We start from the raw sequence: 13,018 nt of genomic DNA on the forward strand, positions 1-13,018 counted from the left end.
TTGTGTGCATCGTACCTCTTGCTCGTCAACCTCGTCAGGCGTGCGCGTCCACCTCGTCAGGTGCTCCGCCGCCCCGGTCAGTCGTCCGCCCGGCACACGAGCAGGACGGACTCCGTCCGCTCGTCGATCCGGTGCCGCCGCCGCCCCTCGATGTGCAGCCCCGCCGAGTGCAGCTCGGCCGCGAGCCGCTCGGGGTCCACGATCCACTTGTCGGTGGTGAGCACCACCCGCTCCGTGGAGAGCTTGCCGGTCCTGGCCGCGTAGTACGTGATCCGCTCGCTCATCGACGGCAGGTCGAAGACCTGCCGGGCCACCACCCACTCGTCGATCCCGTCGAACCGCGGCACCTGGAACGCCCAGGTCCGCTGCGGCTCCGCGATCAGCCCCGGCAGCTGGTGGGCCGTGTAGTCCAGGGCCAGCGCCCCGCCCGCCTCCAGATGCCCGGCGACCTCCCGCAGCAGCCCGGGCCGCCGCGCCGGGGGTACGGCGGTGACCATGGCGCCCGCGAGCAGCGCGAGCCGGTAACTGCCGTCGAGCCGCAGCTCGGTGAGGTCCGCCCGACGGGTCATGACCAGGCCGGCCACCTGCGGGCCGATCCGGCGGGCCCAGCCTTCGAGGCGCTCAAGGGCCGAGGCGTCCCGGTCCACGGCTTCCACGGCGAAGCCGTGCCGGGCGAACGGGACGGCGAGCCGCCCGGCGCCGGAGCCGAGGTCCAGGACGGGTCCGCCGGTGGAGCGGGCGAGGCTGAGATACCGGACGATGTCCGCGCTGTGCGGGCCGAGCAGGGCGTCGTGCAGCCACACGGACGCCTCGTCGGCGGGGGAGACGGACTCGAGCCCCGGCAGGGTGTCCGAGGTGACCCGGACGCCGGCCCCGGGGGCGGGCTCGCGCTCCCGGCCGTATCGGGACGGCAGGACCGGCGTGAGCGCTGCGGGCACGACGGGCAGGGAAGTGCCGCTCGGTGTGTGCATCGCTCCTCCAGGGGCTCGCTCGGTCCATGCCGTCCGGACGAGGTACCCGTGCCGCCGGGACCGCGCCGCTGGACCCATCCTGACCTGGGGAGGGAGCCCCGATCCACCGGATCGGGCTGCGTGAACACGCGATGGCGTGGATCTGCCACGCCTCCGGCTCGGAGCGCGCGGCTCAGAGTGCGCGGCTCCAGCGCCTGGGGGAGAGGGCCGCGAAACCCAGGTGCCGGTAGAACGGAAGCGCCGGGTCGGACTCCGCGGGGAGCTCCACGCGCTGGTCGCGGGCGCCGAAGTCGCGCATCCGCTGGGTGGCCGCCGCCATCAGGGCCGTACCCACGCCCCGGCGCCGGGAGCCGTCCGCCACGGCCAGGGCGTACACCTCGCCCTCGCCCGGTACGGGGACCCCGCCGGCCGCCGCCCCGACGATCGTGCCCTCCGTGTCGGTCGCCACGAGCCAGCCCAGCCAGCCGGGCGCGCCCCCCGGAATTTCAATTTCCGCTCGTATGCGGGGGAGCGCGCACTGTGCGGAGATCAGCCGTCGCATCGGGATTTCGTCAAGGATTCCCGCGTAGCTGCTCCGAATGGCGTCGGCAAGCAGCCTGGATATCGTCGTCGCATCGCCGGCCGCGGCCGTTCGAACGCCAGCCAGCTGCATTGGTTTTGTACCCTTCGACGTGCCGAGCGTGAGCCCCAACATACCCACAATAGCGGGGAATTAAGTTGTCCGTGACCGATGCGAAATCTACGAATTCGCTTAGTAAATAGGGCAGTTATCAGGGGAACGAACAGCAGGCGACGATCAAGGGTGCCATCGCCAGTGCCGCCGAAGCGACGGTCAACAGGCCGAGCAGAACGGGATGTCCGGCGCTGTGCGGAGTGAGGATCCGCCGCATCCGCACCGCCGCCGAAGGACCTCCCGCGGCAAATGCCGACCTGGGCGCCCGCCCCGAGGCCAGCGCGTACAGAGCGGTGGCCAGCGCGTCCCGCGTACATCGGCGCAATGCCCGGTCGTCCGCCGCCATTTCGAGCAGCAGCGGTACGGCGGGACCGCCGTACCGGGCGAGCGGAAGGCGCGCGAAGACCGCCGCGAACGCCTCCGCCGCCGCGACCAGCAGGTGGTGGCGCCCGGCGATGTGCGCCCGCTCGTGCGCGAGGGCCGCCGCCAGCTGGGCCGGGGTGAGGGCGCGCAGCGCGCCCGAGGAGACCACGACCCGGCGCGTGCGGCCGGGCAGGCAGTAGACGGCGGGGCGTTCGTCGTCGAGGACGGTGGCGCGCAGGGCGGGGTCGTACCGTCCGACGATCCGCAGCACCCCGGCGTGCCGCAGCCGCGCCCGGCGGGCCCTGGCGAGGCGGCGGGCGAACGCGGCGGCGGGCAGCGACAGGACGAGCAGGGAGAGCGAAAAAGCGAACCGCTCACGCCCGTCGAGGTTCATGACCTGAGCGAGCGTGGGCGGTTCGAGGGTGAAGAGCATGTCGGCCAGCCGGTGACTGCTCCCGGCCGAAAGGACCAGCTGGGCGGGGATCAGGGCGGTCGCCGCCGCGAAGACGGCCCCGCACGCGGCCCAGACGGTCAGGGCGAGCCTGGGTGCCTGCTGGGCCCAGCGGGACCGGGCCACCAGCCAGGGGACCAGGCCGCCGGTGAGCAGGACGAGCCCGAGCGGGACGAGGATGTGGTGGTTCACGCGCCGCCCCCGTCCCCTGGGTGTGGATGGTGGAGCGGGTGCTGGAGCGGTGGCTGATCACCGCGGGCCGCGCGGAGGGCCGCGTCGAGGGCGTCCACGTCCTCGTCCGAGATGACCTCGACGAAGCGGAGCAGGGCCGCCGGGCGGTCCTGGCTGTCGCCGAGGGCGTCCCGCATCAGTCCGGCCGTGTACTCCTCGCGGCTGCGGACGGGCTCGTACAGCCAGGCCCGGCCGGCCTTCTCCCGGCGGAGCCAGCCCTTGCGGTGCAGGATGTCCGCGACGGTCATGACGGTCGTGTACGCGACCCGTCGTTCCCGGTTGATGTCGTCGACGATCTCGCGGACCGTGGCGGGCCGCTGCCAGGCCCACAGTCGGTCCATGATCTCGGCCTCCAGCTCTCCCAGCCGGCGCACGTGCATCCCCTCCCCCTACGGGCGGCTCATCGTACGGGCCGCTTCCCCCGCTCAGGTATACCCCCCAGGGGTACAGTGGCAGGATGTCGACCCTCATGAAGACCCTTCTGGCGGCCCCTACGAAGAACCGCCCCTGCGCGAAGGTCTGCGACTCCGGTCTCCCCGGATCGGTGGAGCTGGTGCTCCTCCGGCAGCTGCTCGGCCTCTGTCTCCGGCTGAGTCTCACGCTGTCCGCCGACTGCCCTTCACGCAAGAGCGGTTGATCTCCCCCGGGGGGCCTCTCGCGGGTCCTCCCGCCGGTCCTGTTCAGGACCCCGTCAGGGGCCTGAACAGGGACCATGTCACGCGCCCTATGTCCGGATCAGCCGGGCGATGGCCTTCGAGGCCTCGCCCACCTTCACCTTCGCCTGGTCCCCGCCCTGGGCGATGGCCTCCGTGACGCAGCAGCTGAGGTGCTCGTCCAGCAGGGCCACCGCGCAGGACTGGAGGGCCGCGTTGATCGCGGAGACCTGGGTGAGGACGTCGATGCAGTAGACGTCCTCGTCGACCATCCGCTGCACCCCCCTGACCTGACCCTCGATGCGGCGCAGGCGTCTGATGATGTCTTCCTTGTGCTGTCCGTAACCGGCCACGACGGGCTCCTCGGGGAGGGGAGGGGGAGGGAGGGAAGGACGTTCGTCAGCGGTCGGCGGCCTGGAAGCCCCGCAGACGGAGGCTGTTGCCGACCACGAAGACCGAGGAGAAGGCCATCGCCGCGCCCGCGATCATCGGGTTGAGCAGTCCGGCCGCCGCGAGCGGCAGGGCCGCCACGTTGTAGGCGAAGGCCCAGAACAGGTTCGAGCGGATCGTGCCGAGCGTCTTGCGGGAGAGCCTGATCGCGTCGGCCGCGGCCCGCAGGTCACCCCGTACGAGGGTCAGGTCGCCGGCCTCGATGGCGGCGTCCGTTCCGGTGCCCATCGCCAGTCCCAGGTCGGCCTGGGCGAGCGCGGCGGCGTCGTTGACGCCGTCGCCGACCATGGCGACCGAACGGCCCTCCGCCTGGAGCTTCTTGACGACGTCGACCTTGTCCTGCGGCATGACCTCCGCGATGACCTCGTCGATGCCGACCTCGGCGGCGACGGCCTCCGCGACCGCCTTGTTGTCACCCGTGAGCAGGATCGGCGTCAGACCCAGACCGCGCAGCCGCCTGATGGCCTCCGCGCTGGTCTCCTTGACGGCGTCGGCGACCTCCAGGACCGCGCGGGCCTCACCGTCCCAGGCCACCGCGATGGCGGTCTTGCCGGTCTTCTCGGCGGCGTCCTTCGCGGACTTGAGGTCCGCGGGGAGCGCCATGGCCCACTCGTCGAGCAGCTTCTCGCGGCCGACGAGGACGGCGTGGCCCTCGACGACGCCCTGCACACCCAGACCGGGGATGTTGGCGAAGTCCTCGGGGGTCGGGAGCGTCCCCACCCTGGCGGCGGCGCCGGTGGCGACGGCCTGCGCGATCGGGTGCTCCGAGGAGTGCTCCAGGGCGCCCGCCAGTCGCAGGACGTCCTTCTCGTCGACGCCCTCGGCGGTGTGGACCTTGATGAGGGTCATCCGGCCGGTGGTGACGGTGCCGGTCTTGTCGAGGACGATCGTGTCGACCTTGCGGGTGGTCTCCAGGACCTCGGGGCCCTTGATGAGGATGCCGAGCTGGGCGCCGCGGCCGGTGCCGACCATGAGGGCGGTCGGGGTGGCCAGGCCCAGGGCGCAGGGGCAGGCGATGATCAGTACGGCGACGGCGGCGGTGAAGGCGGCGGTCAGGCCCTGCCCCGTACCCAGCCAGAAGCCGAGGGTGCCGAGGGCGAGCGCGATGACGATCGGGACGAAGACGGCCGAGATCCGGTCGGCGAGGCGCTGGGCTGCGGCCTTGCCGTTCTGCGCGTCCTCGACGAGCTTCGCCATCCGGGCGAGCTGGGTGTCGGATCCGACGCGGGTGGCCTCGACGACCAGCCGGCCGCCGGCGTTCAGGGTGGCGCCGGTGACGGAGTCGCCGACGGAGACCTCGACCGGGACGGACTCGCCGGTCAGCATGGAGGCGTCCACGGCGGACGAACCCTCGACGACCGTGCCGTCGGTGGCGATCTTCTCGCCCGGACGGACCAGGAAACGGTCCCCGACCTGCAGGTCCGCCGTCGGTACGGTGACCTCCTGGCCGTTCCTGAGGACGGTCACCTCCTTGGCGCCCAGCTGCATCAGCGCCTTGAGCGCGGCGCCCGCCTTGCGCTTCGAACGGGCCTCGAAGTAGCGGCCCGCGAGGATGAAGGCGGTGACGCCGGCCGCGGCCTCCAGGTAGATGTTCCCGGCGCCGTCGGTACGGGCGATCGTGAACTCGAACGGGTGGGTCATCCCCGGCGTGCCGGCCGTACCGAAGAACAGCGCCCACAGGGACCACAGGAACGCGGCGATCGTGCCGACCGAGATCAGGGTGTCCATGGTGGCCGCGCCGTGCTTGGCGTTGGTCCAGGCGGCCTTGTGGAAGGGCCAGGCGGCGTAGACGACGACCGGCGCGGCGAGCGTGAGGCTCAGCCACTGCCAGTACTCGATCTGCAGCGCCGGGACCATCGCCATCGCGATGACCGGCACGGCGAGCGTGACCGCGGTGATCAGCCGCTGCTTGAGGGGCCGCAGCTCCTCGTCGGCCTTCTCCTCGTCGGTCGGGCCCTCCTCGCCGCCGCTTCCGGCCGGGCGCTCCGGCTGGGGCTCGGCGGCGGTGTAGCCGGTGGCCTCGACGGTGGCGATCAGCGCGGCGACGTCGATGTCGGCGTCGAAGGTGACCTTCGCCTTCTCGGTGGCGTAGTTGACGGTGGCCTCGACCCCGTCCATCCGGTTGAGCTTCTTCTCGATACGGGCCGCACACGAGGCGCAGGTCATGCCGCCGATGGCGAGCTCGACCTGGGCGGTGCCCGGTGTCGTCGTTGTCATAGCTCCTGCTCCTCTTTTTTCAGGGCTCGGTTCGCCTCTGGGGCGCTGGTGCCGGGCTCGCGGCCCCGACCGTGCTCGCCTCCCTCGTTCCTCGGGAGGCTCCGCGCGCTCGGTTCCGTTCCCCCGGCGCGCCCCTTCGGCTCACTCGCCGGTCCCGGTGGCGGAAGCCCTCGTATGCGGGATGTCGGGGGCCGGGGCCCGGGCGTGGTGGGCGGGCCCCGGCGGCCGAGGGGGCTGTCGGTCAGGCGGCGCGGCCGGTGAGCTCGTAGCCCGCGTCGTCGACCGCCGCGGTGATCGCGGCGTCGTCGGGCTCGCCGCCCGTGGTCACGGTCACCAGGCCGCCGTCCACGTCGACCTCGACGGCGAGGACGCCGTCCAGCGCGCTGACGGACTTGGTGATCGCGGTCCTGCAGTGCCCGCAGGTCATGCCGGAGACGGCGTAGACCGTGACGGTGCTGTCGGCGACCGCGACGGCGGTGGCCTCCGTGGTCGAGCAGCTGTTGTCGGGGGTGCAGCAGGAGCCCATGGCTTCCTCCTCGGTCGATTCCCGGTCCGATACCCTCGGGGGGTATTCGGTTGTGAGTCCATGTATACCCCCCTCCCGTATCCGACGCAAGCCGTTCCCCGACTTGACTTGATACCCCCCAGGGGTATGGTGAAGTGCATCGGACAGCGCGACACGCCCCCTCACGGCACGGCGCGCCGCACGGTCACCCACCCCACCCACGTACGGGAGAGCAGCCATGAACACCGGAGTGAAGATCACTGCCTACGCCGCCGCGCTCGCCGCGACCTTCGGGGCCGCGTACGGGGTGGGCAAGGGCGTCGGCCCCGTCGAGGAGCCCGCGAAGGCCGAGCACGGCGACCACGCGTCCGCGCCCTCCGCCACCGAGAGCCCCGCCGCCGGCGGCCACGCCGGACACGAGGAGGCCGCGCCCTCCGGCGCCTCCGCCGCGAACCTCCCCGGCGGCCTCCAGGTCTCCGACGGCGGCTACACCCTCGCCCTGGAGACCCCCGTCACCACCCCGGGCCGCAGCGTCCTGAAGTTCTCCGTCAAGGACGCGGCGGGCAAGAAGGTCACCGCCTTCACCACCGAGCACGGCAAGGAACTGCACTTCATCGTCGCCTCGCGCGACCTCAACACCTTCCGTCACCTGCACCCCGTGAAGGCGGCCGACGGCACCTGGACGACCCCCGTCGACCTGCCCGCCGCCGGCGGCTACAAGGCCTTCGCCGACTTCAAGCCCGCCGCGCCCGGCGCCAAGGGCATCACGCTCGGCGCCGACCTCTCCGTCCCGGGGGCGTACGCGCCGAAGCCGCTGCCCGCCATCGCGCCGACCGCGGCCGTCGACGGCTACCAGGTCCGCCTCGGCGGCACCCTGGACCCCGGCAAGGCCGGCGAACTGCGGCTCACCGTCACCAAGGGCGGGAAGCCGGTCACCGACCTGGAGCCGTACCTCGGGGCGTACGGACACCTCGTGGCCCTCCGCGACGGCGACCTCGCCTACCTCCACGTGCACCCGAACGAGGGCGGCCCCGGCCCCGACGTCTCCTTCACGGCGACGGCACCGAGCGCGGGCACGTACCGTCTGTTCCTGGACTTCCAGCACCAGGGCAAGGTGCGGACGGCGGCCTTCACCGTCACCGCGGGAGCGACGGGCGCACCGGGAACGACCACCAAGGCGCCCGTGACCCCGGCCGACGAGGCCACGCACGGTGCGGGAGACCACGCGCACGGCTAGTCTGGTCATTGGACTAGACCTATAGCCGTCATTCATGGAGGAATGGGCTCGATGAGCAACCGTGCAGTCCTTGAGGTGATCGCCCTCGACGAGGAAGACGCGGTCGCTGCCCAGACCGGTGGCGCCGACCGGCTCGAACTCGTCACCGACATGGCGGCGGACGGACTCACCCCGTCCCGGACCGGCTTCGCCGTGATCCGCGCCGCCGTCGACATCCCGCTGCGCGTGATGCTCCGCCTCACCGACGGATTCGCGGCCGGAGACGTCGACGCGCTGGTCGGGCGAGCCCTGGAACTGCGCGAAGCCGGGGCGGACGAGTTCGTCCTCGGCTTCCTCACCCCCGACGGCGAGCCCGACCTCGTGGCCGTCGAGCGCCTCCTCGCCGCCCTCGACGGCGCCCGCTGGACCTTCCACCGGGCGATCGACCGCGCCGCCGACCGCGACGGCCTCCGCGAGCGCCTCGCCGACCTGCCCGGCCTCGACACCTACCTCACCGCCGGCGCCGCCACCGGCGTCGACGACGGCCTCGCCACCCTCAAGGCCGAGGCCGCCCGCGCGGGCGAGCCCGGCTACGAGGCGCGGATCCTCGTCGGCGGCGGCCTCCGCCTCGACCACCTCCCCGAACTCCGCGCGGCGGGCCTCGACGCCTTCCACATCGGCGGCGCGGCCCGCCCCCAGGGCTGGGCGGCCCCGGTCTCGGCGGACGCGGTACGGACGTGGCGGGAGGCGGTGGACGCGTAGCGCCTGTCCGGCAGACCAGGGCCGGGGCGGGGGAGCGGGCGGGACTCGGGTACGGAGGCGGGGGCTCGCGTACGGACGCGGGGGCTCGCGTACGGAGGCGGGGGCGCAACGCGCCTTTGGCGCACACGCGTTCACGGCCCCGGGCGCCTGCGGCCCCGGCCCCGCCCGCCCGCGCGCCCACCCCCTCGAAAACGCCTCGCCCCGCCTGCCCGCCGGTCGTTAACCTCCCCGCATGGCAGCGACCGCGCGAGGAACCGACGGCCCGACCCCCGACACCGCACTCGTCGAACGGCTCGTCGCCGCCCGGTTTCCCGAGTGGGCCGGGCTCCCGGTGCGTGCCGTGCGCTCGGCCGGTACGGACAACGTGATGTTCCGGCTCGGTGACGACCTCGTCGTCCGGCTGCCCCGGGTCGCGTACGCCGCCCGCCACGTCGAGAAGGAACAGCGCTGGCTGCCCCTGCTCGCCCCGCACCTGCCCCTGGACGTCCCGGTCCCGGTGGGCCGCGCCGAGCCGAGCGACGCGTTCCCGATGCCCTGGTCGGTCTACCGCTGGCTCGACGGGGACGACACGTACGACGTCCCGCTCACCGACCTCGCCCACGCGGCCGTCGAGCTGGGCCGCTTCGGCGCCGCCCTGCGCGCCCTCGACGCGGGCGACGGGCCCACGTCCTTCCGGGGCGGCCCGGTCACCTCCTGGGAGGAGGGCAACCTGCCGTGGGCCGTCCGGGGCCTCGCCGCCGACGGCCTCGTCGACGCGGACCTCGCGACCGCCTCCTGGGAGGCGGTCCTCCGGCTCCCCCAGTGGGACGGCGCACCCGTCTGGGTGCACGGCGACCTGCTCCCCGGCAACCTGCTCGGCCGCGACGGCCGGCTCAGCGCCGTCATCGACTTCGGCGGCCTCGGCACGGGCGACCCGGCCTGCGACACGATGCCCGCCTGGACGCTGTTCACCGCCGACACCCGCCCCCTCTTCCGGGAGGCGGCCCGCGTCGACGACGCGACCTGGGAACGCGGGCGGGGCTGGGCGCTCGCCTGGGGCCTGGTCACCGAGCAGTACTACCGCGACACGAACCCGGTACTGGCGACGGTCGCCCGCCGCACCCGCACCGAGGCCCTCGCCGAGTACGCGAAGCTCTGACCCGACCCTGTCAGGGTCCCGACCCTGTCAGGGTCCCGACCCCGTCAGGGTCCCGACCCCGTCAGGGGTCAGCGGACGACGTCGAAGACGTTCTTCTGCATGCCGTTCGCGTACACCTCGTGCTCGACCAGCTTCAGCTTCTGCGTGTCCTTGTCCGTCGCGCTGAACAGCCGCTTGCCCGCACCGAGGAGCAGCGGGAAGACCAGCAGGTTGTACCGGTCGATCAGCCCGGCGTCCGAGAGCGAGCGGCCCAGCGACGCGCTGCCGTGCATGATGATCGGGCCGCCCTCGGTCTCCTTCAGCGCGGCGACCTCGTCGAGCGAGCGCAGGATCGTGATCTCGCCCCAGTTGTCCACGAGGTCGTCCTCGGTGAGCGTGGTCGACACCACGTACTTCGGCATCGCCTTGTAGTCCGCGAAGTCCTCCATGTCGGGCCAGACGGCGCTGAAGGCCTCGTAGCTGGCCCGCCCGAGCAGCATCGCGGTGGCCTCCTGCTGCTCCTGGCCCTTGAGGGCGTACGCCTCCGGCAGGAACTCCATGTCCTTGAAGGTCCAGCCCGCGTTGCGGTAGCCGGTCTCGCCGCCGGGAGCCTCCACGACACCGTCGAGCGAGACGAAGGCGGAGCTGATCAGGGTGCGCATCTGGGGTCTCCCGTGAGGTTCGTGACTGGTGCTCAGCAGCACCGACTACAACCTATAGACGGGGGAACGCGCCGGAACTCATCGGTCGTGTCCGAGGTCGTGTCCGGCCGGATCGGCGACGAGTTCCACCTCGAACCCGTCGGCGTTCTCCAGGTAGGCCGCGTAGACGCCCTCGCCCCCGGCGTACGGGTGCCGGTCCGCGAACAGCAGCCGCCAGCCGTGCGCCGGCGCCTCGGCGGCCAGCGCGTCGACGGCGGCCCGGTCCCCGGCGTGGAACGCCAGGTGGTTCAGGCCGGGCCGCAGCCGGTCGTGCCGGTCCGACGTACGGGCGGACGACCGCTCGACGACCAGGTAGCAGGAGCCGAGCGCCCAGCTCCGGCCGCCCTCCCACCGCTGGAACGGCGCGTACCCGAGCGCGCCGAGCAGCCACCCGAAACTCTCCTCCGCGTGCTCCAGGTCCCCCACCCACACCTCGACGTGATGCAGGGACCCGACGGCGCCGGGCGCGGGCGCCGAGCCGCTCACAGCGCGCCCAACTGGTGCGGAACGGGCGCGGAGTGAACGACCGCCAGCCCCGACACCGCACGCGTCAGCGCCACGTACAGCCGCCGCAGGCCCGTCCGCTCGTCCGGTTCGCCGTCGACGACCGCCGCCGGCTCGTCCAGGACCACGTAGTCGTACTCCAGACCCTTCGCGAGCGAGGCCGGCACCAGCGTCAGCCGGGACTCCGCGGTCGTCTCCTCACCGGGGGAGAGGTACGCGAGACCGGCGGCCGTCAGCGCCTCCGCGAGCGGCGCGATCCGCGCGTCGGCGGCGATCAGACCGATCGAGCCCTCGTGCGCCAGCGCCTCGGCGCAGGCCGCGACGACCTCCGCGTCCAGCGCGTCCGTGTGCCGTACCTCCAGCGCACCGGGGTTCTCCCGCACCGACTCGACCGCAGCGAGCCCCGGCGACATGAACGGAAGCAGCCGAGAGGCGTACGCGATCACCTCGCGCGGCACACGGAAACCGGCCGTCAGCTCCTCCACCAGCGCCTCCGGCTTCCCCAGATGCCCCAGCGCCTGCGCCCAGCTCTCCGTCGCCCAGGGCGTCGTGCCCTGCGCCAGGTCGCCGAGGACCGTCGCCGAACCGGTCGTGCAGCGCCGGCCCACCGCCCGGTACTGCATCGGCGACAGGTCCTGCGCCTCGTCGAGGACCACATGTCCGAGCGAGTGCGTCCGCTCCACGAGGTCCCGCGCCTCGTCGACGAGGACCGCGTCCGCCGCCGACCACTTCGCCGTCTTCACGCTGCGCGCGGGCTTCGCCCACAGCAGCAGCTTCCGCTCGTCCTCGGTGAGCAGCCCCTCGGCGTGCTCCGCCAGGAACTCCGCGTCGCCCAGCAGCCGCAGCACCAGCTTCGCGGGGTCCACCGCGGGCCAGCACGCCTTCACGACCGCCTTCACCGCCGGGTTCCGGGCGACGGCGTTCTGCACCCGGTCGTCGGGCGCCTCGCCCGCCTCCTCCATACGGACCAGGACGGCGTGCGCGATGCGCTGCGGCAGCGCCTCGTGGGCGGCCCCGTACCGGATGTCCCGGTCCAGCAGCTCCCGCACCATCTCCTCGATCTCGTACGCGGGCACCCGCCAGCGGCGCGAGCCGCGCACCACCATCAGGGGCTCCTTCGGCAGCGCCACGTGCGAGCGCAGCGCCCGGCGCAGCAGCTCCGCCATCCGGGCGTCGCCCTTGACGACCGCCGTCGCCGCCTCGTCCGTCCCCCGCACCTCGACGTGCGCGACGAGGCCGTCGACGGTCGCCTGCTTCACCTCCAGCTCACCCAGGGCGGGCAGCACCTGCTCGATGTACTGGAGGAAGGACCGGTTCGGCCCGATGACCAGGGTGCCGGTGCGGGCGAGCCGCTCCCGGTGCGCGTAGAGGAGGTACGCGACACGGTGCAGGCCGACGGCCGTCTTGCCCGTGCCGGGGCCTCCCTGCACGCAGACCGTCCCCGACAGGTCGGAGCGGACGATCCCGTCCTGCTCCGGCTGGATCGTGGCGACGATGTCGCGCATGGGGCCGACGCGGGGCCGCTCGATCTCGGTCTGGAGCAGCCGGCTGGTCCGCTCCAGCTCGTCCGGGTCGGAGAGGTGCTCGTCCTCGTACGCGGTGAGGTCGCCGCCCGTGTAACCGAAGCGGCGCCGCAGGCCGACGTCCTGCGGGTCCTTCCGCGAGGCCTGGTAGTACGGCTGCGAGACCGGCGCGCGCCAGTCGATCACCATCGGGTCGCCGTTGGCGTCGTGGACGTGCCGCCGCCCGATGTAGAAGCGCTGGCCCTCCTGCGTGGTGTGCAGGTAGTCGAGCCGCCCGAAGAACAGCGGCGTGTGGGAGAGGTCGGCCAGCGCCTTGATCCGGTCCTCGATCTGCCGGCCGAGGACGAGGGAGTTCACCCAGTTCGCCGTGACGTCCTTGATGTCGAGCGCCTCCACGTCCTCGCGCATCGCGCGCAGGGCGGCGCGGGACGAGGCCAGATGGGCGCGCTCACGCGCGAGCGGGTCGGATGCGGACACAGTGAGGCCTCCGGGCAGGTGGATACGCGGACACGACAAGGTGGCCGCCGGTTTCCGACCGGACGGCGGCGCTCCACGAACGGGAAGCGGGGAAGCCGAGAAGTCTAACGCCGGGCGGAGGCCCCGGCGAACCGCGTTTTCGCCCCCGGGACCCCTAGGGGAAGGGGTCCGACGTGCGGGGGACCCCGATTCCACCCCCAGGGC

At 73.0% G+C, this 13,018-nt stretch carries 14 protein-coding genes; 4 read left to right on the forward strand and 10 right to left on the reverse strand.

Translation table 11 applies throughout. The annotated features are described in order from the left end of the window. Positions 1-77: 77 nt before the first annotated feature. The 4 genes from V4Y03_RS19140 to V4Y03_RS19155 form a co-directional block, all read right to left on the reverse strand. Positions 78-971: an SAM-dependent methyltransferase gene (locus V4Y03_RS19140; RefSeq protein WP_317877691.1), complete on the reverse strand. Its 894-nt coding sequence runs from the start codon at positions 969-971 to the stop codon at positions 78-80. Positions 972-1,143: 172 nt separating this feature from the next. Beyond that, on the reverse strand, positions 1,144-1,512 hold the full coding sequence (locus V4Y03_RS19145; RefSeq protein ID WP_332435700.1) for a GNAT family N-acetyltransferase: 369 nt from the start codon (positions 1,510-1,512) through the stop codon (positions 1,144-1,146). Between the two features lie 229 nt (positions 1,513-1,741). After that, positions 1,742-2,650 carry a M56 family metallopeptidase gene (locus V4Y03_RS19150; protein ID WP_332435701.1) on the reverse strand — a complete coding sequence of 303 codons (909 nt, stop codon included), beginning with the start codon at positions 2,648-2,650 and terminating at the stop codon, positions 1,742-1,744. After that, on the reverse strand, positions 2,647-3,063 hold the full coding sequence (locus V4Y03_RS19155) for a BlaI/MecI/CopY family transcriptional regulator (protein WP_332435702.1): 417 nt from the start codon (positions 3,061-3,063) through the stop codon (positions 2,647-2,649). Before V4Y03_RS19155 ends, V4Y03_RS19150 begins: the two co-directional genes overlap by 4 nt. Before the next feature lie 83 nt (positions 3,064-3,146). Between V4Y03_RS19155 and V4Y03_RS19160 the strand changes: the two genes are divergently transcribed. Continuing rightward, positions 3,147-3,326 (forward strand): hypothetical protein, encoded by a 180-nt coding sequence (locus V4Y03_RS19160; protein ID WP_317877907.1) that lies wholly within the window; start codon positions 3,147-3,149, stop codon positions 3,324-3,326. Positions 3,327-3,413: 87 nt separating this feature from the next. Here the strand turns inward: V4Y03_RS19160 and V4Y03_RS19165 are convergent, their stop codons facing one another. The 3 genes from V4Y03_RS19165 to V4Y03_RS19175 form a co-directional block, all read right to left on the reverse strand. Then, positions 3,414-3,695: a metal-sensitive transcriptional regulator gene (locus tag V4Y03_RS19165; protein WP_015035316.1), complete on the reverse strand. Its 282-nt coding sequence runs from the start codon at positions 3,693-3,695 to the stop codon at positions 3,414-3,416. 46 nt (positions 3,696-3,741) lie between these two features. Then, positions 3,742-6,009, reverse strand: a complete 2,268-nt coding sequence (locus V4Y03_RS19170) for a heavy metal translocating P-type ATPase (protein WP_317877908.1) — start codon at positions 6,007-6,009, stop codon at positions 3,742-3,744. 241 nt (positions 6,010-6,250) lie between these two features. Beyond that, positions 6,251-6,535 (reverse strand): heavy-metal-associated domain-containing protein, encoded by a 285-nt coding sequence (locus V4Y03_RS19175; protein WP_317877909.1) that lies wholly within the window; start codon positions 6,533-6,535, stop codon positions 6,251-6,253. 217 nt (positions 6,536-6,752) lie between these two features. Between V4Y03_RS19175 and V4Y03_RS19180 the strand changes: the two genes are divergently transcribed. The 3 genes from V4Y03_RS19180 to V4Y03_RS19190 all read left to right on the forward strand — a co-directional run bounded on the left by V4Y03_RS19180 (position 6,753) and on the right by V4Y03_RS19190 (position 9,630). Then, positions 6,753-7,751 (forward strand): hypothetical protein, encoded by a 999-nt coding sequence (locus V4Y03_RS19180; protein WP_332435703.1) that lies wholly within the window; start codon positions 6,753-6,755, stop codon positions 7,749-7,751. Positions 7,752-7,802: 51 nt separating this feature from the next. After that, positions 7,803-8,492, forward strand: a complete 690-nt coding sequence (locus tag V4Y03_RS19185) for a copper homeostasis protein CutC (RefSeq protein ID WP_332435704.1) — start codon at positions 7,803-7,805, stop codon at positions 8,490-8,492. Between the two features lie 232 nt (positions 8,493-8,724). After that, positions 8,725-9,630 carry an aminoglycoside phosphotransferase family protein gene (locus tag V4Y03_RS19190; protein ID WP_332435705.1) on the forward strand — a complete coding sequence of 302 codons (906 nt, stop codon included), beginning with the start codon at positions 8,725-8,727 and terminating at the stop codon, positions 9,628-9,630. A gap of 68 nt (positions 9,631-9,698) precedes the next feature. On the opposite strand, the gene V4Y03_RS19195 is transcribed toward V4Y03_RS19190, so the two are convergent. From V4Y03_RS19195 to V4Y03_RS19205, 3 genes are all read right to left on the reverse strand, one after another. After that, the gene (locus V4Y03_RS19195; RefSeq protein ID WP_317877748.1) at positions 9,699-10,271 is read right to left on the reverse strand and encodes a dihydrofolate reductase family protein; all 573 of its coding nucleotides are present in this window, start codon (positions 10,269-10,271) and stop codon (positions 9,699-9,701) included. Positions 10,272-10,349: 78 nt separating this feature from the next. After that, positions 10,350-10,796, reverse strand: coding sequence for a VOC family protein (locus V4Y03_RS19200; protein WP_332435706.1), 447 nt, complete (start codon positions 10,794-10,796; stop codon positions 10,350-10,352). Continuing rightward, positions 10,793-12,838: a HelD family protein gene (locus tag V4Y03_RS19205; RefSeq protein ID WP_443079878.1), complete on the reverse strand. Its 2,046-nt coding sequence runs from the start codon at positions 12,836-12,838 to the stop codon at positions 10,793-10,795. The genes V4Y03_RS19200 and V4Y03_RS19205 overlap by 4 nt, the downstream gene beginning before the upstream one ends. Between the last annotated feature and the right edge of the window lie 180 nt (positions 12,839-13,018).

The sequence above is a fragment of the Streptomyces sp. P9-A4 genome (assembly GCF_036634195.1).
Lineage (GTDB): Bacteria > Actinomycetota > Actinomycetes > Streptomycetales > Streptomycetaceae > Streptomyces.

What these genes read in the sequence shown, in the direction of transcription:
- V4Y03_RS19140 (WP_317877691.1), bottom strand. Translation starts at nt 971, where the DNA reads ATGCACACACCGAGCGGCACTTCCCTGCCCGTCGTGCCCGCAGCGCTC.
- V4Y03_RS19145 (WP_332435700.1), bottom strand. Translation starts at nt 1,512, where the DNA reads ATGCGACGGCTGATCTCCGCACAGTGCGCGCTCCCCCGCATACGAGCG.
- V4Y03_RS19160 (WP_317877907.1), top strand. Translation starts at nt 3,147, where the DNA reads ATGTCGACCCTCATGAAGACCCTTCTGGCGGCCCCTACGAAGAACCGC.
- V4Y03_RS19170 (WP_317877908.1), bottom strand. Translation starts at nt 6,009, where the DNA reads ATGACAACGACGACACCGGGCACCGCCCAGGTCGAGCTCGCCATCGGC.
- V4Y03_RS19175 (WP_317877909.1), bottom strand. Translation starts at nt 6,535, where the DNA reads ATGGGCTCCTGCTGCACCCCCGACAACAGCTGCTCGACCACGGAGGCC.
- V4Y03_RS19180 (WP_332435703.1), top strand. Translation starts at nt 6,753, where the DNA reads ATGAACACCGGAGTGAAGATCACTGCCTACGCCGCCGCGCTCGCCGCG.
- V4Y03_RS19185 (WP_332435704.1), top strand. Translation starts at nt 7,803, where the DNA reads ATGAGCAACCGTGCAGTCCTTGAGGTGATCGCCCTCGACGAGGAAGAC.
- V4Y03_RS19190 (WP_332435705.1), top strand. Translation starts at nt 8,725, where the DNA reads ATGGCAGCGACCGCGCGAGGAACCGACGGCCCGACCCCCGACACCGCA.
- V4Y03_RS19195 (WP_317877748.1), bottom strand. Translation starts at nt 10,271, where the DNA reads ATGCGCACCCTGATCAGCTCCGCCTTCGTCTCGCTCGACGGTGTCGTG.